This is a genomic window from Amycolatopsis orientalis DSM 43388 (genome assembly GCF_000411975.1).
In the GTDB taxonomy this organism is placed as follows: domain Bacteria; phylum Actinomycetota; class Actinomycetes; order Mycobacteriales; family Pseudonocardiaceae; genus Amycolatopsis; species Amycolatopsis orientalis_D.
The window spans coordinates 191,494-214,295 of the sequence record NZ_ASXG01000124.1 but is presented as its reverse complement, the minus strand read 5'-3'; the positions used below and the strand labels follow the sequence as shown (position 1 = coordinate 214,295).

Here is a 22,802-nt window from a genome sequence, read left to right as displayed (position 1 = left end):
GAACACGATCGTGCCGTAGAGGACGTAGTGGAAGTGCGCCACCACGAAGTAGCTGTCCGACACGTGGAAGTCGATCGCCGGGGCGGCCAGCATGATGCCGGTCAGACCGCCGAAGAGGAACGTGACGATGAAGCCCATCGAGAAGATCATCGGCGTCTCGAAGGACAGCTGGCCCTTCCACATCGTGCCGATCCAGTTGAAGAACTTCACGCCGGTCGGGACCGCGATGAGGAACGTCATGAAGGAGAAGAACGGCAGCAGGACCGCGCCGGTCGCGTACATGTGGTGCGCCCACACCGCCACCGACAGCGCCGCGATCGACAGCGTCGCGAAGACCAGGCCCTTGTAGCCGAACACCGGCTTGCGGCTGAAGACCGGGAAGATCTCCGACACGATCCCGAAGAACGGCAGCGCGACGATGTACACCTCGGGGTGGCCGAAGAACCAGAACAGGTGCTGCCACAGGATCACCCCGCCGTTGGCCGGGTCGAACACGTGGGCGCCGAGGTGCCGGTCCGCCATCAGGCCGAACAGGGCCGCGGTGAGGATCGGGAACGCGAGCAGGATCAGGATGCTCGTGATCAGGATGTTCCAGGTGAAGATCGGCATCCGGTACATCGTCATGCCCGGTGCGCGCAGGCAGACCACCGTGGTGATCATGTTGACCGCGCCGAGGATGGTGCCGAGACCGGAAACCGCCAGGCCGGCGATCCACAGGTCGGCACCGACGCCGGGCGAGTGGATGGCGTCCGAGAGCGGCGTGTAGGCGAACCAGCCGAAGTCGGCGGCGCCGCCGGGCGTCAGGAAGCCGGACAGCACGATCAGGCTGCCGAACAGGAACAGCCAGTAGGAGAACGCGTTCAGCCGCGGGAACGCCACGTCGGGCGAGCCGATCTGCAGCGGCAGGACGAAGTTCGCGAACCCGAACAGGCTCGGCGTCGCGTACAGCAGCAGCATCACCGTGCCGTGCATGGTGAACAGCTGGTTGTACTGCTCCTGGGACAGGAACTGCTGGCCCGGCTGGGCGAGCTCCGTCCGGATGAGCATGGCCATCGCGCCGCCGATCATGAAGAAGGCGAACGACGAGACCAGATACATGATCCCGATCTGCTTGTGGTCCGTCGTGCGGAACAACCGCAGCAGGTACGAACCCTTTGCCGTCTCGCGCGCGGGATACGGGCGCGTTGCGATCGGCTTGGGGGCTACGGCCGTCACTCCTGCCTCCAACACTGCAGCCTGGTGGTGGTCAACTTCGGGGCGCTCGGGCTCAGGCGGGCCTGATCCGGGCGGTCAAGGGGATCGTAGCCCTCGCTACCGACAGTCGCGCGCACCGGCTGGTTAGATCACGGAATGACCGACCCGTACCGCGCCGCGGCGGTCTCCGCCGCGCTGGCCGTCGGCCGGCGGTTCGGCCTCCCGGCCGATGCCGCCGAGGTGCTGCACGAACGCTCGAACGTGCTGGTGAGGATGGGTCCGGTCGTGGCGAGGGTCCCGGCCACCACCCGGCTGCTGCGGCCGGACGCGACCGCGTGGCTCGAACGGGACGTCGCCCTTTCGGCGTACCTCACCGAACGTGGTGTGCGCGTCGTCTCACCGGCCGCGGATCCCCCGGCCGGACCCCATTTCGCCGAGGGATTGCCGGTCACGCTCTGGCACTGGACCCCGCACGATCCGGACCATCGGCACGGGCCGGACGAGACCGCCCGGTCGCTCGCCCGGGTCCACGCCGCGCTGCGCGACTATCCGGGCGACCTGCCCTCCCGCGGCCCGGTCGGCGAACTCCTGGACACCGTCGCCCGCAGCGGCCCGTTGCTGGACGGTTTCGCCGACCGGATCCGCGCGGAGACCGAACGGCTCGCCGCGCTGCTGCCGTCCGGCCCGGTTCAGGTTCTGCATGGCGACGCCCACCCCGGCAATCTCATCGAGACCGCAGACGGCCCGTGCTGGCTCGATTTCGAGGACACCTGGCGCGGGCCGCTCGAATGGGACCTGGCGATCCTCGCGCGACAGGGCGGGCCGGAGTTCCTCGCCGCTTACCCGGGCGAAGCGGACGAAGCCGTCCTCGAGACGTGTACGCAGCTTCGCTCGCTCTTCGCGGTCGCGTGGCGGTTCCTGCTCGCGCAGCGTTTCCCGCACCGGCTAGGCGAAGCGCGCGCCGCGGCGGCCGAATATTTCAGCTGACCCAGCCGAAGATGGCTTCGACCACGCCAGCCGGGTCCTCCAGCGGCGTCAGGTGCCCGACGTCCGGGAGGACCGCGAGGGTCGCGTTAGGCAGCGCATCGACCATGGTGTTGGCCGCGTCGAGCGGAGTGAGCGCGTCGCGGTCCCCCACGATGACGAGCGCCGGGACGTCGATCTCGCGCAGCAGATCAACGGAATCAGGCCGGTTGCGGATCGCCCGCGCGGCCCAGGCGACCCCGGACGGCGGCTGCGCGTCGATCAGTACGCGCACGCGCGCGCGAACGTCGTCAGACGCGGTGTCGGCCAGCAGTTTCGGCAGGTTCGCGTCGGCGAGCCAGCCTTGGACGCCCTCGGCCTCGGCGCGGTTCGCGACGTCGAGCCGGGTCTGCGCGACTTCGGGGGTGTCCGCGGTGGCCTTGGTGTCGATGAGCACCAGTCCCCCGACGCGCTCGGGTGCCTGTCGCAGCAGCGCCATCGCGAGGTAGCCGCCCATCGAGCAGCCGCCGAGAACCACCTGATCGAGTTCGAGCTTGTCGAGGAGCGCGACGACGTCCCGCGCGGCGTCAGCCAGATCCGGCTCGGCTTCGGTCTCCGGCAGCGGGCTCCGGCCGAGACCCCGCTGGTCGGGCGTAATGACCCGGAAACGTTCCGCGAGCGGCGCGCGGACCAGGTCCCACATGCGGGCGTCGAGCGGGAAGGCGTGCAGGAGCACCAACGGCAGTTCGGTCATGGCGGAGATTGTCTCTGGTTTTTTGCCGCGATATTTGTCGGACCCCGTCGTTATGGTCGGGGGCGTGACAGAGATCGTGACGGAAAGGCTGGTGCTGCGGCGCTTCGTGGAGACCGACCGGCAGGCGGTGGTGGAGATCGAGACCGACCCGGAGACGAACCGGCACAACCCGTTTCCGTCGGACACCGCGACCGTCCAGGTGACGTTCGACAGCTGGCTCGAGCACTGGGCGGAGTTCGGCTACGGGTACCTGGCGGTCCGGGAGCGAGGCAGGCCGGAAGCCGCCGACGGTTCGGACGTGATCGGCATGACCGGAGTGCGCAACCGGGAGTTCCGGGGCGAGACGGTGCTGAACCTGGCGTACCGCTTCCGCCCGTCGGCGTGGGGAAAGGGCTACGCGGCGGAGGCGGCGCGGGCGGCGCTGGAGTGGGCGGAACGGGAGATCCCGGCGATTCCGGTGCTGATCACGGTGACGGCGACGAACACGCCTTCGTTGCGGGTGGTGGAGAAGCTGGGGTTCGCGGAGTACGTGGAGGAGGAGCGAGACGGGGTGGTGGCGCGGCATTTTCGGCGGTGAGGCGGGGGCGCGGGCATGCGTGAGGAAGGGGCCCAGGCTCCGCGTGCGAGAGGAGGGATGGGCCAGGGGGGTGATGACCGTAGTGGGGGAGTGATGTTGTGGTGGGTTGATTTGGATTGGTGAGGAGGGGCTCGCGGCGGAGGGTTGACTGGGCCTGCCCCGTAGCGGGCGGTCGGCCTGGACCGGCCTGGTGCGCGGGAATTGGCAGTGTCGCGAGCGGCTAGGTCTGCTGCGATGGCACAGGCTCGCGATGCCACGCGGGCGCCTGCGGCTGCTCTCCCCTGCCGCGCGGAAGCTGACGGCGTCGCGAACAGTTACGTCCGCTGCGCTGGCAGAGGCTCGTGATGCCACGGCGGGCACCTGCGGCCGCTCTCCCCTGGCACGGGAAAGCCGACCGCGCCGCGAACGGCTACGTCCGCCGCGCAGGCATGCCCGCGAAGCCACGGCGGGTGCCTGCGACTGCCCTACCCTGGCGCGGGAAAGCTGACGACGCCGCGAACAGCCGTATTCGCTGCTCTGCCAACGGATTGCCGCGACGATGTGGGCCAGTCCGTGTTCCCGGCGCGTTTCGCGGCCGTCGGGAGGCCGCTGCGCTGGTCCGTTCGACGAGCCGCCCAGGGTGCAGTCCTTGGTGTGGCGCGGGTCCGCCGGGAGTCCAAACCGGTCGGGTGAACTCCAGTTGCAGGCGACTCCGGCGAGACGAAGTTCCATTGTGGACAGATCCGTCGGCGAGGCCGAACAACAGCAGTCACCGCAATTCCAGCCCGGTCAGCCGGCGAAACCGCGGTCATTCCTGAACATTGCCCCCGGTCTTGTCCCGCAACAGCCAGCCGGCCGCAAGACCGCTCACCACAGCGAGCACGCCGCACAGCAGCAACACGAGCAACACCCCCTGCGTCGCTCCCTCGCTGCCCTCGCCGCGGGTCGCGTAGACCGCGCCGGTCACCGCGATTCCGAGCGCCAGGCCGAGTTGCCGCGAGCTGTTCGCGGCGGCGCCGGCTGTACCGCCGTATTCCGAGGGCACCGAGGCGATCGCGACCGCTGGGAAGACCGGCGACACGATGCCCGCGCCGATTCCGGTCAGGACCAGCGCCGGCAGCAGGGCGGGCCAGGTCGGGCTGGCCAGCACCGCGACCGCGGTCAGGCAGCCGAGGCCGAGCAGCATCGTCGCGCCGCCCAGTACCCGGCCCGGCGATCTCGCGTGCAGCCGGCCGCTGATCAGCGCCGACACCACCACTAACACCACCAGCTGCGACGCCAGCACCGCCGACGTCGCCGCCGAGCTGAGTCCGGTGGCGTTCTGCAGCCAGAGCGAAATCACTGGCAGCGCACCGAATCCGGCGAAGTAGTAGCTGAACGCGACGAGCAGCACGCCGAGGAACCGGCGCGTGCCGAACAAGCTGGGCGGCACCATCGGCGCGCTGCTGCGGCGTTCCACCACCACGAACGCCGCGACGGCGACCGCCGTGACGAGATAGCCGAGCACCGCGCCGGTCGAAGTCCATCCGCGATCGCCGCCGGTGATGACGGAATAGGTGAGTCCGGTCGCGGCCAGCGAGAACGTGCCGATGCCCGGGTAGTCGACACGGCGGCCGCGCGCTCGCGGGCTCTCCTTCAACGAAGTCGCCGCCATGACGATCGCGGCCACGCACATGGGCAGGGAGGCGAAGAAAATCCACCGCCAACCGAGCAACTGGGCGACCACCCCGCCGGAGAAGGTGCCGACCGCGCTGGCCACTCCGGCGACCGTCCCCCAAATCGCGAACGCCCGGGCCCGGTCGCGACCCTCGTAGGTCAGCCCGACCAGCGGCAGGATCGTCGCGAACATCGCCGCACCCGCGACCCCCTGCACAACCCGCGCGGCGATCAGCTCGCCGGGTGTCGCGGACAAGCCGCAGACGAGCGTGGCGAGGGAGAACAGGACCAAGCCGGCGAGGTAGACGCGCTTGCGGCCGAGCAGGTCGCTCAGCGAGCCGAAACCCAGCAGGAGCCCGGCGAGCGCCACGGTGAAGACGTCGACGATCCATTGCAGCTGGCCGTATCCCGCGCCGAGTCCGGCCCCGATCGCGGGCAGCGCGACGGTGACGATGCTGGTGTAGACCAGCAGCAGGAACGTGCCGACGCACGCGGCGACCAGCGGAACCCAGGACGGCGCGGCGACCGCGGGCTCGGCGCGGCTCGTCAAGTGAGGCATGCCTAAGATCGTGCTGTAATAGGCTTATGCCGCATAACTCTTACCATCGGAGTTTCCTCAAGTTTGTGACCGGCCTCACCAACGACCGGCCGAAGGACCTCGCTGACCTGCTCGGACGGTGGGACGAGCCGGAGATGGGCCCGGTCCCGCCGGTCGCCGACGAGGATTTCGCCGAGGTGTGCGAGTTCCTGGACCGCTGGGTCGAGGTCGTCGACACGACCGGCGAGGCGGACCGCGTCCGGCTGCTGAACGCTTTGCTGGCCGAGGCCGCCGCCTACCCGAGGATCACCCAGCACGACGGGTACAGCTGGCACCTGCACTACCGGGACGACGGAATTCGCCTCCCCGAGATGCTGCGCGCGGTCACCTCGGTGGCGGCGGCGCAGTACCTGACCTCGACCAGCCTGCACCGCCTCGGCCGCTGCGCCGCGACGGAATGCCGCCGCGCGTTCGTCGACTTCACCCGCAGCGGCACGCAGCGCTACTGCACCCACGCCTGCGTCAACCGCGACGCGGTCCGGCGGCACCGCGCCCGGAAGAAAGAACTCCAGGAGCGATAACGGCTTTCCGGCGCACAGTGGTCGGCGTGCCGGGAATTCCGCTGCGCCACAACGGTCCCGAGCCGGGCGACCGCAGCACCGTCGATCAACAGGTCCACCGGAGAAGGCATCCAGAGCAGCTCACAATCACCCGTGGCGGCACTGGCAATGCGAGCACCTAGACCAGGGCCGCGGGTTACGGACGGGCCAGCAGAGGCATTCATGCACGATCCGCGGCCGCCACTGCCGGAGGCGGTGGACACAGAACCCGCCGGACTGTTCGCTTTCCGGAACGAGCACGCGACCTTTCGGTGCGCCTACTAGGTCTCGGGCTCGCCGGGCCGCGCGAGCGCGACCAAAGCGACGGCCGCCACGAGTGCGAACCCCAGCACCGCTACGGCGGTGGACAGTGCCGTGGGGGCCGCCGGATCGACGGGCCCGCCCGCAGCCGACCGCACCGCTTCCACCTCGCGCTACACGACCTGCCGGAAAACCCGGACGACCAGATCAGCCTTGGCAGGGAAGTGCCGGTACACCGCGCCGACTGCGACCCCCGCCCGCTACGGCAACGGCGGCACCGGCCGCGCCGGGCAGCGGCTCCGAGCACGAACTGCGCCGCCGATCAGACCGGACGCCGCGCCCGGGGCGTCACCGATCGCGAGGATGATCGTCATCGAGGCAGGGGGCACGAGACCGAAGGGCTGAACAGGGCGAGCCTTACCTGCGGGCCGGTGTCGCTGCTCCGTTCACCGGCGCCGCTGCGGACGCCGCCGGGCCCGTGCCTCCCAGCAGGGCCGATGCCAGTGCCTGCGGTCGGCGACGCCGCCGGTCTCGTCGGCGGGCCAGACGACCACGTGCGGCACGCCGGGCCGGATCTCGTGGTCGCAGCCGGGACAGCGGTAGGTCTTGGCCGCGTGCGCGCCAGGCACGGTGCGCACCAGCCAGTCCCCGTCCGGGCCGGATTCGGCGCTCGCCCATCCGCTGACCGCGCCGGCGTCCGCGCGCACCGCCGGACCGGGACGGCCTTTGCCGGGTCGATTGCGTCGAGGCACGCAGCCACCGTAACCGGAGCCGGTTCGGGCGGCTCGACCGTGCCGCGAAGCCGACGGGGACCCGAGCCGCCAGCCTGAACCGGTCTCCGGCGATCAGGCAGCTCTCCCCAACCGGGTCGCAGCCCACGGCCAAGCGGCCTCAGGCCGGTCAAGCAGGCCAGCCCCAACAGCCGTTCCAGGACCCGGGCACCAACCCAGCTTCCGGATCAGCCTCGCGCGATCGCCAGCGGAACCAGCTGTTCGGCCGACGTCAGCGAACCGTGCTGGCCCACCAGGTTCGTCTCCACCGCCTCGGCGAGTTCGCGCACCATGCCGAACGTCCCGGTCGCCGCGGCGACCACGTCGCCGATGCGCGGCCGCACCCGGTCGCTGACCGAGGCACCGAACCAGCCCGCCTCGATGGCCTCCTCGCGCGGCAGCACCCAAGCCCGCGAACCGAGCACCGACCGCCACGCGGCCACCACGTCCTCCGTCGCGCCGGGCTCCGTGTAGACGTGCCGCGCGCGGACCTCGCCGCCGAACGCGCGCACGCCGGCCAGCAGCTCCGGCGAGTCCTCCAGGTTCAGCTTCTCCTCGACGGTCACCATCCCGTGGTCCGCCACCACCGCCAGCACCGCTCCCGCGGGCAATCCGTCCACAATGGACTCCACCAGCCGGTCGACGTGCCGCAGCTGCATCCGCCACGCGGTCGAGCCGGGGCCGTACACGTGGCCCAGCAGGTCCAGTTCGCTGTGGTAGGCGTAGCAAAACGCGCGCGAAGACAGGACTTCCAGCGTCCGCGCGGCGAGGTCGCCCAGCGCGTGCACCCCGGCGTAGCGGGCACCGCTTTGCGTCGCTTGGGTCAAGGCCGTGTTGGCGAAATGCGCCGAAGACACCACTGCCGCCTCGATGCCCGCGGCAGCGGCGCGTTCGAAGGTCGTCGGAAGGGGCTGGACTTCGCGGGGCGGCAGCGCACCCCGCAGGTCGCTGCCGTCGTCGTGGGAACGCCAGCGCAGCGCGTTGAGCACGCCGTTTCCCGGTACCTCGAAGGTGTAGCCGACCATGCCGTGCTCGCCGGACGCCAGACCGGTGCCGATCGCGGCGACGCCCGCCGCGGTGGTCGACGGGAAGCCGACTCGCAGGGGGCTGCTGGCGAGTTCGGTGAGGACCGGGGCGTCGGACGCGTGCTGAGCGAGCAATTCCCAGCCGAGACCGTCGATGAGGAGCACGCACGCGCTGCGGGCTTCGGGCAGGGCAAGGCCGCCGTCCTCGCCCGGCACGCCCAGCGCGCCGAGCAGGGCGGGAACGACCTGGCCGAGGTGCGGAACATCCGCGTACTGAGGCACATCCACCCGGACAGCTTCCCACTGCCGCGGCCCGCCAGCGATAATCACGGCATGCCCACCTACGCCTACCGCTGCCGCGACTGCACCGAGACGTTCGAACTCCAGCGCCCGATGGCCGAGTCCAGCGCGCCCGCCCCGTGCCCGGAGGGACACACGGACACGGTCAAGCTGCTCACGACGGTCGCGCTCACCGGTTCGGCCTCCGCGCCCGCGCCGTCCGGCGGCGGGTGCTGCGGCGGCGGTTGCTGCAGTTGACCGGCGGGCGGGGCCGGGCCCTTCGCCCAGCCCCGCCCGGCGCGCCCGATCAGCAGGACTTCAGTGCCTGATCCAGGTCGAGCCACAGGTCCTCGACGTCCTCCAGCCCGGCCGAGAGCCGCAGCAGGCCGTGCGTGATGCCGGAGCCGGTGCGGTCGTCCTCGGCGACGATCCGGTGCGTCAGCGACGCCGGGTGCTGGATCAGGGTGTCGACGCTGCCGAGGCTCACCGCGGGCGTGATCAGCCGGACCGCGCCGACCACCGCGTGCGGGTCACCGGTCACCTCGAAGGCCACCAGCGGGCCGCCCAGCTTCGGGTAGTGCACGGTGCGCACGGACGGGTGCGAAGCGAGCCGCTCAGCCAAGACTGCCGCGGTCTCCGACGCAGCCTTCACCCGCAGCGGGAGCGTCGACAGACCGCGCAGCAGCAGGTATCCGGCGAGCGGGTGCAGCACGCCGCCGGTCGCGAAGCGCAGGGAGCGCAGACGCGCGGCTTCTTCGGCGTCACAGGCCACGATGCCGCCCATGACGTCGCCATGCCCGCCGAGGAACTTCGTCGCGCTGTGCAGCACCATTCGGGCGCCGAGGCGGCCGGGACGCTGCAGCACGGGCGTCGCGAAGGTGTTGTCGACCAGCACCGGTACGTCGCCGCACGCGGCGGTCAGGGCGGCGATGTCCAGTTCGCTCAAGGTCGGGTTCGCGGGCGTCTCCACGAACACCAGGCCGGTGTCCGGACGCAGGGCGTCGGCGACGTTCTCCGGCGCGGTCCAGGTGACCTCGGTGCCCAGGAGGCCGGTGGTCAGCAGGTGGTCGGTGCAGCCGTACAGCGGCCGGACGCCGACGATGTGCCGTTTTCCTTGCGACACCGCGGAAAGCAGACAGGCCGAAACCGCCGCCATCCCGCTCGCGAAGGCCACGGCGTGGTCGAAGCCTTCGAGTTCCGCCAGTGCCTGCTCGAACCGTTCGACGGTCGGATTGCCGATCCGGCCGTAGATGCCAGTGACGTTCCCGCCCGCGGCGAACTCGTCGATCCGGCGGGCCTCCTCCGCGCTGTCGCGCGCGGGATAGGTCGTGGAGAAGTCGAGCGGGGCGGCGTGCAGGCCGAGGTCGGCGAGATCGTCGCGACCGGCGTGGACGGCTCGGGTGCGCAAGGCGGAAGTCATGTCTGTCACGTTCGGACACACCACGGACTCGATGCAACAATCTCGGATAAGATTCATCGATGAGCGGTCCAGTCGAATTGAGTCCGGTTGATCTTGAGATTCTGCGAGTGCTGCAGAACGATGCCCGGACGTCGAACAAGGAACTCGCGGCGGCGGTCGGGCTCGCGCCCTCGACCTGTCTGGACCGGGTGGCACGGCTCCGGGAAACCGGCGTGATCACCGGCCAGCACGCCAAGGTCGACGCGGCGAAGCTGGGCCGCCCGCTGGAAGCGTTCCTCTTCGTGCAGGTCCGGCCGCATCGGCGCCCGCTGGTCGAGCAGTTCGTGGAACACCTGCTGGCACTGCCGGAAATCCGCGCGGTCTACCACCTGACCGGCCCGGACGACTTCCTCGCGCACGTCGCCACCACCTCGGCCGCCGAGCTGCAGCGGCTGGTGCTGGACGAACTCACCTCCCGCGACGAGGTCGCCCGGGTGCACACCAACCTCGTGTTCCAGCAGTGGCAAGGCGGCCCGCTGCTGCCGCCGGACGGCGAACCCGCCGAGGGCGCGCGCATCCGGCGGCGCGGCCGGTGATCAGCGCAAGATGGACCGGTGGAGATCAGCGAGCTGGACGGATCCGCGGCATCGCCGCCCGAATCGACGGCACGATGGTCGGCATCGCGCATTACCTGTTCCACGCCAGCATCTGGTATTCCGGGAATTGCTGCCTCGCCGATCTGTACGTGGCCGAGAACGTCCGGCGAAAGGGCGTCGCGACGGCACTGATCGGCACCACGACGGCTTTATTCTCTACCCGTACAAGCGTCAGTAGTCCTTGAACCCCTTGCCGGTCTTGCGCCCCAGCCGTCCCGCTGTCACCAGGTGTTCCAGCAACGGCGCTGGGGCGAAGCCTTCTTCGCGGAACTCGTTGAACAGCGTCCGCTCGATCGCCAGCGACACGTCCAGCCCGACCACGTCCAGCAATTCGAACGGCCCCATCGGCAGACCGCAGCCGACCTTCATCGCGGTGTCGATGTCGTCCGCCGACGCGTAATGCGCCTCCAGCATTTTCACCGCGTCGTTGAGGTACGGGAACAGCAACGCGTTCACGATGAACCCGGCTCGGTCGCCGCACTGGACCGGATGTTTGCCGACCGCCGCGCACACTGCCGTCGCGGTCGCGGTAACGTCCGGCGCGGTCGCGATCGTCGACACCACTTCCACCAGTTTCATCACCGGCGCCGGGTTGAAGAAGTGCAGACCGACCACGTCGCCCGGCCGCGAGGTCGCCGCCGCGCATTCGATGACCGGCAGCGAGGACGTCGTGGTCGCTAGCACCGCGCCGGGCCGGACGACCTCGTCCAAAGCCGAAAACACCGCCTGCTTAACGGAAAGCTCTTCCGCCACGGCCTCGACCACCAGGTCGACGTCGGCCAGTTCCTCGAACTCCGTCACGGGCCGGATCCGGCCGAGCGCGGCCGCGGCGTCCTCTTCGGACAGTTTGCCCTTCACCACGGCCTTGTCGAGCGACTTCTTCACCTTCGCCACCGACGCTTCGGCCTTGTCCAGGCTGCGCGCCCGCAACACGACGTCGAACCCGCGTTTGGCGAACACTTCCGCGATGCCAGTCGCCATTGTTCCGGTGCCGATCACGCCCACGGAACGCACTTCGCGAGCCACCGACGAGTCCACAGCAGACGAGGCGACCGAATCCACCACCACCGGCGAATCCGGTGCGTCGTAAGCGTAAAAACCGCGTCCGCTCTTGCGTCCCAGCTGCCCGGCGGTGATCATCTGCTTCAGCAGCGGCGCGGGCGCGTGCAGCCGGTTGCGGGATTGGTGGTACATCGTGTCGAGGATTTCGTACGCGGTGTCCAGGCCGATCAGGTCGAGCAATGCGAGCGGACCCATCGGATAGCCGCAGCCGAATCGCATTGCCGCGTCGAGATCTTCGCGAGTGGCATAGCGCTGCTCATACATCCGCACCGCGTGGTTGAGGTAGCCGAACAGCAGCGCGTTCGCGATGAACCCGGCCCGGTCGCCGATCACCACCGGCGATTTGCCCAGCCGTTGCGCGAATTCCACGACGTCGGTCACCACGTCGGGCTCGGTGACCACTGTGCGCACGACCTCGACCAGCTTCAGCACCGGCGCCGGGTTGAAGAAATGCATCCCGACGACCTTGCCCGGCCGAGCGGTGTGCACACCGATCTCGGTAATGGACAACGACGACGTATTGGACGCGAACACCACGTCCGGCCGCGTCACCTTGTCCAACTGGGCGAACACCTCGGCCTTCGCCGCGAGGTTCTCCGGAATCGCCTCGATCACCAAGTCCACTTCGGACAGCTCGGCGAGCGAGGTCGTGGCGCGGATCCGCCCCAGCAGCGCTTCGCGGCCGGCCTCGTCGAGCTTCCCGCCGGCGAGCGCCCGTTCGGTGGAATGCCGCACGTGGCCGAGTCCGCGTTCGACCCCGGCCTCGTCGAGTTCCACCGCGACCACGTCGAGCCCGCTGCGGGCGAGCACCTCGGCGATGCCCGCGCCCATCGTGCCCAGTCCGACCACACCGACCGTCGAGATTTCCCGTGCCACAGGGCCTCCAGAGGTTACCCGCTGGTAATTGCCGCTCACTGTGCCACGCGGGCCTCTCGAAAGCACATCGGAATCGAGTCAGTCCCGGCGAAGTCACCCGGACGGAAAAGCCGGCGTCACTCCCCGAAGTTCGACTCCACCAGCTCGGCCACCTTCGCCACCGCCTCGGACGCCTGCGGCCCGCGAGCCCGCACCACGATCCGGTCGCCCTGCCGCGCGCCGAGCGACATCAGCGCCAGCACGCTGTGCGCGTCCGCCTCCTGCTCGCCCAGCCGGATCGACACCTCGGCCTCGAATTCCGCCAGGCTGCGCACCACGACCGCGGCCGGGCGCGCGTGCAGGCCGACGTCGTTGGTCAGCGTGAACTCCTTCTCCACCACGCCTTCCTCGCCCGCCGCCGGAGGCTCGACCGCGGCCAGGTCGGGGGCGACCCCGGCGCTCGCCGCCGCCTCGCCCACCGCCTTGGTGTTCGCGCCGCCCTGCGCCGCGACGGCCGCCGCCACCGCGCCCTCCACCAGCGGCGCGTCGACCACCACCGCGGCGGCCGGGTCCGCGAGCGATTCCACCGCCAGTTCGGCGGTCATCTGCGCGCTGCCGAGGTCGTACAGCAGCACCACGCCGTCGCCGGAGTCCGCGCGCTGGGTGGCGGCCACGACCTCGTCGTAGTCGGTGCCGATGCCGCCGCCGTCGGGCAGGCCGCCCGCCGGGACGATCCGGACGTCCGGGGCCATCTGGGCGGCCAGTTCGGCCAGCCCCTCGGCCAGCTTCGCGCTGTGCGAGACAAGAACGATTCCGACGGTCACCGGGCCGCCTCCGCGAACGCTCGCAGCAGCAGCGCCGTCGAACGGGCACCCGGGTCCAGGTGCCCGACCGCGCGTTCCCCGAGGTAGGAGGCGCGGCCCTTGCGCGGGATCAGGTCCACAGTGGACTCCGCGCCGCGGTCGGCCCCGTCGGCCGCCGCGGTGAGCACGTCCGCGATCGTCCCGTCCGCCGCGCCTTCGGCCGCGGAGACGGCCGGGAGCAGCGCGTCGACCATCGTCGCGTCGCCGCCCACCGCCTTGCCCCGCGCCTGCACGCCCTCCAGGGCCGCCCGCAGTGCGTCCAGCAGCAGCGGCACGTCGAGCTCCGCCGCGTCGCCGAGCTTCGCCGACGCCCGCAGGAAAGCCGTGCCGTACAGCGGGCCGGCCGCGCCGCCCACCTTGGAAATCAGCGTGGTGGCGGCGAGTTTCAGCACCCCGGCGGGGGTTTCCGGCACCGCGGTCTCCAATGCGGAGACGATCGCGGTGAAGCCCCGGCTCAGGTTCTCGCCGTGGTCGGCGTCGCCGATCGCGCGGTCCAGCTCCACCAGTTCGGTGCGGTGCTCGGCGATCACTTCGGCGGCGGCGCGCAACGCGGCCGCGACCCCTTCGGCAGTGCAGGCCATCAGATCCCCCACCGCAGCGCGGGCGTGCGCACCGGCGCGTCCCACAGCTGCGTAAGCTCGTCGTCCAATTTCAGCAGGGTCAGGCTGATGCCCTGCATTTCCAGGCTGGTGATGTACGGGCCGACCAGCCTGCGCTCGACCAGGATGCCGCGCTCGGCCAGCAGCCGCTCGGCGATGCCGTGCGCGAGGTACAGCTCGATCTGCGGCGTGCCGCCCATCGAGTTGGTGAACAGCAGCACCTTGTCGCCGGCGGAGAACGGCAGGTCGGACACCACCGCGTCGACCATGCGGGCGACCAGCGCGTCGGCCGGTTCGGCCGGGATCCGCTCGCGGCCGGGTTCGCCGTGGATGCCGATGCCGAACTCGATCTCGTCCGGGCCGAGGTCGAAACTCGGCTCGCCGGCGTGTGGCACGGTCGGCGCGGACAGCGCGACCCCGATCGAGCGGACCTGCCCGATCACCTTGCGCGCCAACGCTTCCACCGCGTCCAGCGAATCGCCGCGCTCGGCCGCCGCGCCGGCGATCTTCTCCAGCAGCACGGTGCCGCCGACGCCGCGCCGCCCGGCGGTGAACGTGGAGTCCTTGACCGCCACGTCGTCGTCGATGACCACGCTGCGCACGTCCAGGTCCTCGGCCGCGGCCAGTTCGGCGGCGGTCTCGAAGTTCAGCACGTCGCCGGTGTAGTTCTTCACGATCAGCAGCGCCCCGGCCGGACCGGTGGCGGCCGCGATCGCGCCCTGCACCGCGTCCGGGGTCGGCGAGGTGAACACCGGCCCGGGCACCGCGGCGTCGAGCATCCCGGGGCCGACGAACCCGCCGTGCAGCGGTTCGTGGCCGGACCCGCCGCCGGACACCACCGCGACCTTGCCCGCCACCGGCGCGTCCGCGCGCACGACCAGCGCCGGATCGTCGCGCACGCGCAGCAGGTCCGCGTGCGCGACCGCGAGCCCTCTCAGCGATTCGGCGACCACGGCCGCCGGATCGTTGATGATCTTCTTCATGGCGGACCTCCGGCACCTCGGCGTCGTGGACGGACCCAACCTATGAGGTCGCCGGGCGCGCCGCAAAGCGCCCCACGGGTCACGCCGCGGGCAGTTTCCCGGCCAGCTGTTTGGCGAGCCCGACGGTCTTGCCGCAGGGGTCGTCCTTGTCCGGCTGCGCGTCGGAGTTCGAGTACTCCAGCTGGACCACCTCGACGTGGTCTTCCTTCCACTGCCGGTGCTGCCATTTGACCTGGCAGCTCGATCCGGAGGTGCCCTGCTTCGCATACGCCTGGTTCGGCGTGCCGACGTCGGCCTTCAGCCAGCCGTCGCCCTCGGTCGGCGCGATGCTCGGGAACATCGTCACCCGGACACTCGGGATCAGGCCCCATTCGCAGGAGTGCAGTCCGGACACGCGCGGCTTCCCGCCCTTCACGACGCCGTCCACCGCGGCCTGGTCGAGGACCGTGCACGGGTCGACGGCGAGCAGCGAGCCCGGACCGGGGGTGTACTTCTGCGGGTTGTCGTGCAGCTTCTCGACCGCGGTCGCGACCAGCTTGCGGCCCGCGGCGCAGGCGTCGCCGCCGGTGTAGTCGACCCGGAAGGACACGCCGAGGTCCGGGTTCCGCGCGGTGAGCGCACTGACCACGCAGCCGGACCCGCCGCCGAGGTCGGGCACCTCGACCTGCGGCAGCCCGCCGACCGCGCCGGTCGTCTTGTCCGACGCGAACGTCACGAGCCCGCCCACCTCGACGCTCGCCCGGATCTCCTTGCCGCCCGGGTCGGTCGCCTTCGCGACGCAGGAGTCGAACTGCGTGCTCGACGCGGTCGCCTCGCCCTGCATCGTGCCGAGCGGGCTCATCGCGGTCTTGTCCACGAACTGGCACGGCAGCAGGTCGCGCAGGACGGCGGGCGCGACCGCGGGATCGGTGATCGGGCCGGACGTCGCGGCGCCGTCCCCGGCGGCGGGAACGGTCGTCCGGGCGAAGTTCTCCTTGCCCAGATCCGGGCCGCCGCACGCGGACAGCGCGATCGCGCCCGCGGCGACCAGTGCGGACAACGTGAGGAACCGGCCGGACCGGAGATCGTGCACCACGTCCGGCAACCTAGCGGGCCAGGCTGCCGGGCGTGGGGACATTGAATATTTCCGTGTGGCGAAGCCACTCCGTTAAGGGCGGCGGCGGGGCGGGGCCCGGGTTATTCGGAGGGTGACTCTTCCGCCAGTTCAGTGCTCGGCGGCACGACCAGCGGCCGCAGCACCGCCCACAGCACGAACAACGCGGCGACCACCAGCAGGCCGATGCCCGACCAGAGGTTGATGTTCACGTCGGCGGCCTTCTTGAGGTCGTCGTCGCTGGTGAACCCGGCGCCCATGATCGTGAGGATCACGCCGTAGACGCCGAGCAGCAACGCGATGATCCGCCGGATGTCGAAGGCGCCCGCCTTGTGCGGCCGCGAGGTTTTCTCGGTCATGCGGGCCTCCTCAGAAGATGATGTTGAGTGCGATCGTGAGCACGAGGACGATGCCGGCCAGCAGGCCCGGCTTGCGGTACCAGCCCGCGTTCTCGCCGGTGTTGTCGTGCTTGAGCGCGTCGCGCGGGGTGAGCGAGTAGACCAGGCCGACCAGCTGCGAGTCCGGCTTCGGCTGGGTGGCCAGCGAAACCCCGACGCTCACCACGATGTCGATGACGAACGCGGTGCCCGCGGCCACGAAGCTGGTGCCCTGCCCGGCGAGCGAGAGCACGCCCACCTTCGACAGCGCCCAGATGGTGATCGCGGACGCGGTGCCCGCCACCAGGCCGATCCACCCGGCCGCCGCGGTCATCCGCTTCCAGAACATGCCGAGGATGAACGTCGCGAACAGCGGCGCGTTGAAGAACGAGAACAGGTCCTGCAGATAGGTCAGGATGTTCGCGGACTGCGACGCGACGAACGCGGTGCCGATGGCCAGCACGGTCGCGGCGACCGTGGTCTTGCGGCCGAGGCTCAGGTAGTAGCCGTCCGGCTTGTCCTTCTTCACGTACGTCTGCCAGATGTCGTACGTGAACACGGTGTTGAACGAGCTGAGGTTGGCCGCCATGCCCGCCATGAACGACGCGAGCAGACCGGCGATCGCGATGCCGAGGATGCCGTTGGGCAGCAGGTCGCGCATCAGCAGCAGGAGCGCGTTGTTCGCGGTGACCCCGGTCGTGGCCGGCTTGTCCGCCAGCAGAAGTCCCTTGTCCTTCAAGTACTCCGGCACCACGACCCCCGCGATCATGCCGGGGATGATCACGATGAACGGCACCAGCATCTTCGGGAACGCGCCGATGATCGGCGTCCGCCGCGCGGCCGACATGCTCTTCGACGCCATCGCGCGCTGGACCTCGACGAAGTTCGTCGTCCAGTACCCGAAGGACAGCACGAAGCCGAGGCCGAACACGATGCCCAGCACGGACAGGAAGTTGTTGCCGAAGCCGGTCAGGTTGTCGCCGGGCCAGGAGTGCAGCTGCGCGGTGCCGCCGGGGCTGTGCGTGACCTTGTCGACCAGGCCCTGCCAGCCGCCGACCTTGACCAGGCCGACGATGGTGAGCGGCAGCAGCGCCACGACGATCACGAAGAACTGCAGCACCTCGTTGTAGATCGCGGCGGACAGGCCGCCCAGCGCGGTGTACGCGAGCACGATGGCGGCCGCGACGACGATCGACACCCACAGCGGCCAGCCCAGCAGCAGGTTCACGACGCTGGCCAGCAGGAACAGGTTCGCGCCGGCGATGAGGATCTGCGCCGCGGCGAAGCTGATGCCGTTGACCAGGTGCGCGGCCGGCCCGAACCGGCGGCGCATGAACTCGGGCACGCTGCGGACCTTGGAGCCGTAGTAGAACGGCATCATCACCAGGCCGAGGAACAGCATCGCCGGGATGGCGCCGATCCAGAAGTAGTGGACGGTCGGCAGGCCGTAGAGGACGCCGTTGGCGGACATGCCCATGACCTCGACCGCGCCGAGGTTCGCGGAAATGAACGCCAGACCGGTGACCCACGCGGGCAGCGACCGGCCCGACAGCAGGAAGTCGAGACTGCTCGACACCTGCCTTCGCGCGAGATAGCCGATGCCGAGCACCAGGACGAAATAGAACGCCAACTCGATGTAGTCGATCGGACTCGCGTCGAGCCGCAAGTTCGCGTCGGCGAGGAACGGCACCCCTGCCACCTCCGAATCAAACATTCTCGCACAGGAAACACCATCGTTCCTGTCAGACCGGCACAGTACTGCATGGATTCCGAAGAGGCACCCCGACACCTCGGTTTTTCACCAACCTGCCGCTGACCTGTGCATTCCGCGTGCCCGGAAGCCCCGTTGTTGAGTCCTGTCGCTTCCCCCGGCAACTTCTCGCCTTGGTCACAGATTCACCCGATTCGGGAAGGTTCCCCCGCGCCGCCCATAAGATCCCCGCACCTTTGCCGACCTTGAGAAAGGACTTCCCCGAGATGACCGCTCCCACGCCTGGCCTCCGCATGCCCGGACGGCTGCGTGCCGCGCTGGCGTTCGTGTTCGTGCAAGCGCTCCTGAACGGCGTATTCGGCATCTTCGCCCGGCTGGAGATCGCGAGATGGACGGACCACGGCCAAGATCCGGCCGGGGTCCTGTACGTGATCGAATTCCTGTCCTACCTCTTCGCCGTCGGGCTGCTGGCGTCCGGCATCGCGATCCTGCTCGGCTACGACTGGGGCCGGTGGCTGCTGCTGGCGTTCGAGGCGCTGTCCGCGATCGGCGGGCTGATCAACCTGGTGTCCGGCAGCCCGCAGGCGCTCGTGGGCCTGGTGCTGGCCGGCCTGGTGGTGACGACCCTGTTCCAGGAACAGGTGAAGGCGTGGTTCGAGGCGAAGGCGGCGCAGCGCCGGGGCGCGGCGGGACCGGCTGCGCCGCAACCGGGGACGACGCTCTGACGCGACGCTGGATGTGCTGAGGAGGGCGCGGGCCTACGACCTGGTCGTGGGCCCGTCTTTACGCAGTCGGCGTTACCGGCCGCAACGACCGACGCGAGTCTCTCGACGCCAAGTGACGCGATCTCGGGCAGGCGAACCTGGAACGATGAAGGCCCGGACGCCGTCCACGCCGCGGACGTCACCACAGGACGCCACCTCGGAGCACGAGGAGCCGCGTCGGTGAGCCCGGGTGAGTTGGTGGGCGCTCTCGGCTCGGCAACCACGCGCTGCTGCCAGCCCCTCGCTTTGTAACGCCAACGAAGATCGATGCGACCATCCGCCACCGCCATCGAGCCTTCTCGGTAACCCTGGTCAGTCCCGGGAACAAGAAAATCCAGGTCATCAAGGTCGTCCGCGAGATTGTGCCGGGACTGATGCTGAAAGAGGCCATGGACTTGGTAGAGCATTCACCGTTCGTGATCGAGGCTGCGACAAGCGCCGAGCGGGCCGAGCAGATCCGGGCGATGCTGGCTGCCGTTGGAGCCGGGGTTCACGTAGCTCCCTACGCAGCTTGAGCTGAACGCCCTTTCCCGGCGGGGACCGGGACGAGAGACGACATCAGTGGGGATTGGGCCCGGCCGCAAAAAGGATCTAGCTCGTCGTCGCCATCTTGAAGCCCCCTCACCGCGGCGACCCGGGGCACGCCCTGGCCAGCGGATACGCTCAGAACAGCCGGAACTCGTCCGAATCCGTGCCGCGCAACGCGTCGTAGTCCAGGACTACGCAGCGGATCCCTCGGTCCTCGGCCAGCACGCGCGCCTGCGGTTTGATCACCTGCGCCGCGAACACTCCCTGCACCGGGGCCAGCAGCGGGTCTCGGTTGAGGAGTTCGAGGTAGCGGGTCAGCTGCTCGACCCCGTCGATCTCGCCGCGGCGTTTGATTTCCACCGCGACCGAACCGCCGTCGGCGTCACGGGCCATGATGTCCACCGGGCCGATCGCGGTCGGGTATTCGCGGCGGACCAGGGTGTAGCCGTCGCCGAGGGTTTTGATGTGCTCGGCGAGCAGTTCCTGCAGGTGCGCTTCCACGCCGTCCTTCTGCAGGCCCGGGTCGACGCCGAGGTCGTGCTTCGAATCGTGCATGACCTCGTCGATCGTGATGACGAGTTTCTCGCCCGCCTTGTTCTGGACCGTCCAGATGTCCGGGTCCTCGATCAGCCAGCACGGCGGCGACATCCAGTTCAGCGGCTTGTACGAACCGCCGTCGGAGTGCACGAGCACCGAACCGTCGGCCTTCACCATCAGGACGCGGTTGGCCATCGGGAGGTGCGCGGTCAGCCTGCCGACGTAGTCGACCTGGCACCGGGCGACGACGAGCCTCATCGGACCCGCCCCGCACGGAGCGGGCTGGCGAAACCGGCTTGCTGGGAAGGGAGCACGAGACGCACCCGCCGAGGGTAGGACAGGCTCGGCGATACTGGCGAGGTGGACCCCATTCAGCGTGTCGCGACCCGCGAGGTGTATCGGAACAACTGGATGACGGTGCGCGAGGACGCCGTCCGCCGCGCCGACGGCAGCGACGGCATCTACGGCGTCGTCGACAAACCGACCTACGCCCTGGTCATCCCCCTCGACGGCGACCGGCTGCACCTGGTCGAGCAGTTCCGGTACCCGCTCGGGATGCGGCGCTGGGAATTCCCGCAGGGAACCGCGCGCGACCTCGCCGAGACCCCGCCCGCCGACCTCGCCCGGCGGGAGCTGCGCGAGGAAACCGGCTTGCGGGCGGCGGAGTTCACCGAACTCGGGATGCTCGACGTCGCGCCCGGGATGGCCAGCCAGCGCGGCCACGTGTACCTCGCGACCGGGCTCACCGAAGGCGAACCGGAGCGGGAGCTGGAGGAACAGGACATGCGCACGGCGTGGTTCAGCCGGGCGGAGGTGGAGAAGATGATCTCCACCGGAGAGATCTCGGACGCGCAATCGGTGGCGGCGTACACGTTGCTGCTGCTGCACGAACGCCGCTGAACGTCCTTACGTCACCGCGGAAAAGCCGCCGCCGCAGAAGGTCCGTGAAGGGCTCCTTGAGGGAATCTGATTCCCTCAAGGAGCCCTTCACGGACCACCGCACGAGGCCAGGTCGAGCGGTCAATCCGTCCACTCGGGCTTGCGCTTCTCCAAGAACGCCGCCATCCCCTCCCGCGCGCCGGGCAGCTGCGAAGCCGACGCCATCACCTCGACCGCGATCGCGTACGCGTCCGCTTCCGGACGGTCCAGCTGGGCGTACAGCGTCTGCTTCCCCATCGCCTTGCTCGCCCGGCTGCCCCGGGTCGCGCGGGCGAGCAGGTCGGCGACCGCCTCGTCCAGGGAATCGTCCGGGACGACCCGGTTGACCAGGCCCCAGTCCAGTGCGGTCGCCGCGTCGATCACGTCGCCGGTCAAGGCCAGTTCCATCAGGCGTTTCCGGCCGATCGCGCGCGCCACCGGCACCGCGGGCGTGTGGCAGAACCAGCCGCCCTTGCCGCCGGGCAGCGCAAAACCCGCCGACTCCGCCGCGACCGCCAGGTCGCACGACGCCACCAGCTGACATCCGGCCGCGGTCGCCAGGCCGTGCACCCGCGCGAGCACCACCTGCGGCACCGATTCCATGGTGCGCATCAGCGTCGTGCACAGGGTGAGCAGTTCGCGCACCCCCATCAGGTCCCGGGACGCGACGTCGCCGAAGTCGTGCCCGGCGGAGAACACCGGCCCCGCGCCGGCCAGCACGATGCCGGTCGCGTCGGACTCGCCTGCCTCGCGGAACGCGGCCAGCAGCTCGCCGAGGTGGTCGGCGGACAGCGAATTGCGCCGCGCCGCGCGGTTCATCGTGATGGTGACCGTGTCCCCGTCCCGCTTCACGAGGAGGTGCTCGTACTCGCCCATGCCCCGACCGTAACCCCGACCGGCGGCACGCGGAAAGTGCGCCGATACGAATCCGGGCCGACCCCGACCTCCGCCCGCAGCCGGCGCCGCAGGTTGGCGGCACTGCCGAGCCCCGCGCGTTCGGCCACCCGGGCGACCGGCAGGTCCGTGGTCTCCAGCAGCCGCCGCGCGTGCTGGACCCGCTGGACGAGCAGCCACCGCCCCGGCGTGCTGCCCGTCGCCGCGGCGAACTCCCGGTGGAAAGTCCGGGGGCTCATCCCGGCGTGCGCGACCAGGTCCGGCACGCCGATCTCGTCCGCGAGACGGGTCATCGCCCAGTCCATTGTGGACGCTATTCCGGGACGGGCGGCATTGGCGGGCAAGGGGGATTCCGCGTACTGCCGTTGCCCGCCTTCCCGCACCGGCGGCATGACCAGACGGCGGGCAAGACGCGCGGCGACCTCCGCCCCGTGCGCGCGCCGCACCAGATGCAGGCAGAGGTCAAGGCCCCCGACGACGCCCGCTGATGTCAGCACCCGGTCCTGCTCGGTGTACAACACGTCGCGCCGGAGGTCGGCGGCCGGCGCGGCCGTCGCGAGCGCGTCCAGGTCCCGCCAATGCGTGGTCGCGGGCCGCCCGTCCAGCAAGCCGGCAGCGGCGAGCGTGAAGGCTCCCGAGCACAGCCCGGCCACCGTCGCCCCGGCCCGATGCGCCCGCCGCAGCGCGGCCCGGGCCGCGGCAGGCACTTCCGCCAGCGGATCGTCCCGCCCCGGAGCAAGCACCAGGTCGCAGCCGTCCAATCCGGAAAGGCCATGCGTCGCAACGACTTCCCCGAACGGAGACACGCGCGTGCGGCCGCGGCCGGGCGCGCAGACCCGCACGGTGAACGGGCCGATTCCGCTGTCGGTGCGGTCTTGCGCCCACACCTCCGCGATCACCGCGAGGTCGAACATCCGGCTGCCGGGCAGGAGCAGCACCCCGATCGTGCGCATGGCAGGAAAGTACCG

The 22,802-nt window shown here is 70.1% G+C and carries 26 protein-coding genes and 1 pseudogene; 9 read left to right on the top strand and 18 right to left on the bottom strand.

Going from position 1 to position 22,802, the window contains the following annotated elements:
* A partial coding sequence (locus tag L942_RS25135) for a cbb3-type cytochrome c oxidase subunit I (RefSeq protein WP_037364905.1) occupies positions 1–1,215 on the bottom strand: 1,215 nt, incomplete at its 3' end.
* Positions 1,216–1,350: 135 nt separating this feature from the next.
* Between L942_RS25135 and L942_RS25130 the strand changes: the two genes are divergently transcribed.
* A complete protein-coding gene (locus tag L942_RS25130; protein ID WP_037364903.1) occupies positions 1,351–2,181 on the top strand; it encodes a phosphotransferase enzyme family protein in 831 nt (276 codons plus the stop codon).
* Here L942_RS25130 and L942_RS25125 read toward each other — a convergent pair.
* A complete protein-coding gene (locus tag L942_RS25125; protein WP_037364900.1) occupies positions 2,174–2,911 on the bottom strand; it encodes an alpha/beta fold hydrolase in 738 nt (245 codons plus the stop codon). The two genes, L942_RS25130 and L942_RS25125, sit on opposite strands and share 8 nt — an antisense overlap.
* Before the next feature lie 64 nt (positions 2,912–2,975).
* On the opposite strand from L942_RS25125, the gene L942_RS25120 reads away from it, so the two are divergent.
* A complete protein-coding gene (locus tag L942_RS25120) occupies positions 2,976–3,488 on the top strand; it encodes a GNAT family N-acetyltransferase (RefSeq protein ID WP_440201340.1) in 513 nt (170 codons plus the stop codon).
* Between the two features lie 787 nt (positions 3,489–4,275).
* Here L942_RS25120 and L942_RS25115 read toward each other — a convergent pair.
* Positions 4,276–5,682, bottom strand: a complete 1,407-nt coding sequence (locus L942_RS25115; protein ID WP_037364893.1) for an MFS transporter — start codon at positions 5,680–5,682, stop codon at positions 4,276–4,278.
* A 65-nt stretch (positions 5,683–5,747) separates the two neighbouring features.
* On the opposite strand from L942_RS25115, the gene L942_RS25110 reads away from it, so the two are divergent.
* Entirely contained in the window at positions 5,748–6,242 is a 495-nt protein-coding gene (locus tag L942_RS25110) for a CGNR zinc finger domain-containing protein (protein ID WP_081655219.1), read from the top strand.
* 299 nt (positions 6,243–6,541) lie between these two features.
* On the opposite strand, the gene L942_RS44445 is transcribed toward L942_RS25110, so the two are convergent.
* The 4 genes and pseudogenes from L942_RS44445 to L942_RS25100 all read right to left on the bottom strand — a co-directional run bounded on the left by L942_RS44445 (position 6,542) and on the right by L942_RS25100 (position 8,604).
* Positions 6,542–6,679, bottom strand: coding sequence for a hypothetical protein (locus L942_RS44445; RefSeq protein ID WP_158684537.1), 138 nt, complete (start codon positions 6,677–6,679; stop codon positions 6,542–6,544).
* 18 nt (positions 6,680–6,697) lie between these two features.
* A pseudogene (locus L942_RS43170) lies at positions 6,698–6,781 on the bottom strand (TetR family transcriptional regulator); the annotation flags it as partial.
* Between the two features lie 186 nt (positions 6,782–6,967).
* Positions 6,968–7,273 (bottom strand): hypothetical protein, encoded by a 306-nt coding sequence (locus tag L942_RS25105; protein WP_037364887.1) that lies wholly within the window; start codon positions 7,271–7,273, stop codon positions 6,968–6,970.
* A 206-nt stretch (positions 7,274–7,479) separates the two neighbouring features.
* Positions 7,480–8,604 carry an alkaline phosphatase family protein gene (locus tag L942_RS25100; protein ID WP_037364884.1) on the bottom strand — a complete coding sequence of 375 codons (1,125 nt, stop codon included), beginning with the start codon at positions 8,602–8,604 and terminating at the stop codon, positions 7,480–7,482.
* Between the two features lie 45 nt (positions 8,605–8,649).
* Here L942_RS25100 and L942_RS25095 point away from each other — a divergent pair, with 45 nt between their 5' ends.
* Entirely contained in the window at positions 8,650–8,853 is a 204-nt protein-coding gene (locus L942_RS25095; protein ID WP_037364882.1) for an FmdB family zinc ribbon protein, read from the top strand.
* Between the two features lie 49 nt (positions 8,854–8,902).
* Here L942_RS25095 and L942_RS25090 read toward each other — a convergent pair whose 3' ends face one another.
* On the bottom strand, positions 8,903–10,015 hold the full coding sequence (locus tag L942_RS25090) for a trans-sulfuration enzyme family protein (protein WP_037364879.1): 1,113 nt from the start codon (positions 10,013–10,015) through the stop codon (positions 8,903–8,905).
* Between the two features lie 59 nt (positions 10,016–10,074).
* Between L942_RS25090 and L942_RS25085 the strand changes: the two genes are divergently transcribed.
* Positions 10,075–10,590 (top strand): Lrp/AsnC family transcriptional regulator, encoded by a 516-nt coding sequence (locus L942_RS25085; RefSeq protein ID WP_037364876.1) that lies wholly within the window; start codon positions 10,075–10,077, stop codon positions 10,588–10,590.
* The gene (locus tag L942_RS46030; protein WP_326929357.1) at positions 10,515–10,835 is read left to right on the top strand and encodes a GNAT family N-acetyltransferase; all 321 of its coding nucleotides are present in this window, start codon (positions 10,515–10,517) and stop codon (positions 10,833–10,835) included. Before L942_RS25085 ends, L942_RS46030 begins: the two co-directional genes overlap by 76 nt.
* Here L942_RS46030 and L942_RS25080 read toward each other — a convergent pair.
* From L942_RS25080 to L942_RS25050, 7 genes are all read right to left on the bottom strand, one after another.
* Positions 10,822–12,588 carry a 3-hydroxyacyl-CoA dehydrogenase family protein gene (locus tag L942_RS25080; RefSeq protein ID WP_037364874.1) on the bottom strand — a complete coding sequence of 589 codons (1,767 nt, stop codon included), beginning with the start codon at positions 12,586–12,588 and terminating at the stop codon, positions 10,822–10,824. The two genes, L942_RS46030 and L942_RS25080, sit on opposite strands and share 14 nt — an antisense overlap.
* A 116-nt stretch (positions 12,589–12,704) precedes the next feature.
* On the bottom strand, positions 12,705–13,391 hold the full coding sequence (dhaM, locus tag L942_RS25075; protein ID WP_037364872.1) for a dihydroxyacetone kinase phosphoryl donor subunit DhaM: 687 nt from the start codon (positions 13,389–13,391) through the stop codon (positions 12,705–12,707).
* A complete protein-coding gene (gene dhaL / locus L942_RS25070; protein WP_037364991.1) occupies positions 13,388–14,011 on the bottom strand; it encodes a dihydroxyacetone kinase subunit DhaL in 624 nt (207 codons plus the stop codon). Before dhaL ends, dhaM begins: the two co-directional genes overlap by 4 nt.
* Positions 14,011–15,012, bottom strand: a complete 1,002-nt coding sequence (dhaK, locus tag L942_RS25065) for a dihydroxyacetone kinase subunit DhaK (RefSeq protein WP_037364869.1) — start codon at positions 15,010–15,012, stop codon at positions 14,011–14,013. The genes dhaL and dhaK overlap by 1 nt, the downstream gene beginning before the upstream one ends.
* Before the next feature lie 79 nt (positions 15,013–15,091).
* Positions 15,092–16,087 (bottom strand): hypothetical protein, encoded by a 996-nt coding sequence (locus L942_RS25060; RefSeq protein ID WP_200862909.1) that lies wholly within the window; start codon positions 16,085–16,087, stop codon positions 15,092–15,094.
* Between the two features lie 101 nt (positions 16,088–16,188).
* Positions 16,189–16,464, bottom strand: a complete 276-nt coding sequence (locus L942_RS25055; RefSeq protein WP_037364864.1) for a hypothetical protein — start codon at positions 16,462–16,464, stop codon at positions 16,189–16,191.
* Positions 16,465–16,474: 10 nt separating this feature from the next.
* Positions 16,475–18,172: a sodium:solute symporter family protein gene (locus L942_RS25050; RefSeq protein ID WP_106965013.1), complete on the bottom strand. Its 1,698-nt coding sequence runs from the start codon at positions 18,170–18,172 to the stop codon at positions 16,475–16,477.
* Positions 18,173–18,459: 287 nt separating this feature from the next.
* On the opposite strand from L942_RS25050, the gene L942_RS25045 reads away from it, so the two are divergent.
* The gene (locus L942_RS25045; protein WP_200862908.1) at positions 18,460–18,918 is read left to right on the top strand and encodes a hypothetical protein; all 459 of its coding nucleotides are present in this window, start codon (positions 18,460–18,462) and stop codon (positions 18,916–18,918) included.
* A 266-nt stretch (positions 18,919–19,184) separates the two neighbouring features.
* A complete protein-coding gene (locus tag L942_RS43160; RefSeq protein ID WP_081655218.1) occupies positions 19,185–19,472 on the top strand; it encodes a ribosomal protein L7/L12 in 288 nt (95 codons plus the stop codon).
* Positions 19,473–19,620: 148 nt separating this feature from the next.
* Here L942_RS43160 and nucS read toward each other — a convergent pair whose 3' ends face one another.
* Positions 19,621–20,280: an endonuclease NucS gene (gene nucS / locus L942_RS25040; RefSeq protein ID WP_009082552.1), complete on the bottom strand. Its 660-nt coding sequence runs from the start codon at positions 20,278–20,280 to the stop codon at positions 19,621–19,623.
* A 102-nt stretch (positions 20,281–20,382) separates the two neighbouring features.
* On the opposite strand from nucS, the gene L942_RS25035 reads away from it, so the two are divergent.
* On the top strand, positions 20,383–20,922 hold the full coding sequence (locus L942_RS25035) for an NUDIX domain-containing protein (RefSeq protein WP_037364855.1): 540 nt from the start codon (positions 20,383–20,385) through the stop codon (positions 20,920–20,922).
* A gap of 120 nt (positions 20,923–21,042) precedes the next feature.
* On the opposite strand, the gene L942_RS25030 is transcribed toward L942_RS25035, so the two are convergent.
* Positions 21,043–21,816 (bottom strand): enoyl-CoA hydratase-related protein, encoded by a 774-nt coding sequence (locus L942_RS25030; protein WP_037364853.1) that lies wholly within the window; start codon positions 21,814–21,816, stop codon positions 21,043–21,045.
* Positions 21,789–22,787: a GlxA family transcriptional regulator gene (locus L942_RS25025; protein WP_037364851.1), complete on the bottom strand. Its 999-nt coding sequence runs from the start codon at positions 22,785–22,787 to the stop codon at positions 21,789–21,791. Before L942_RS25025 ends, L942_RS25030 begins: the two co-directional genes overlap by 28 nt.
* Between the last annotated feature and the right edge of the window lie 15 nt (positions 22,788–22,802).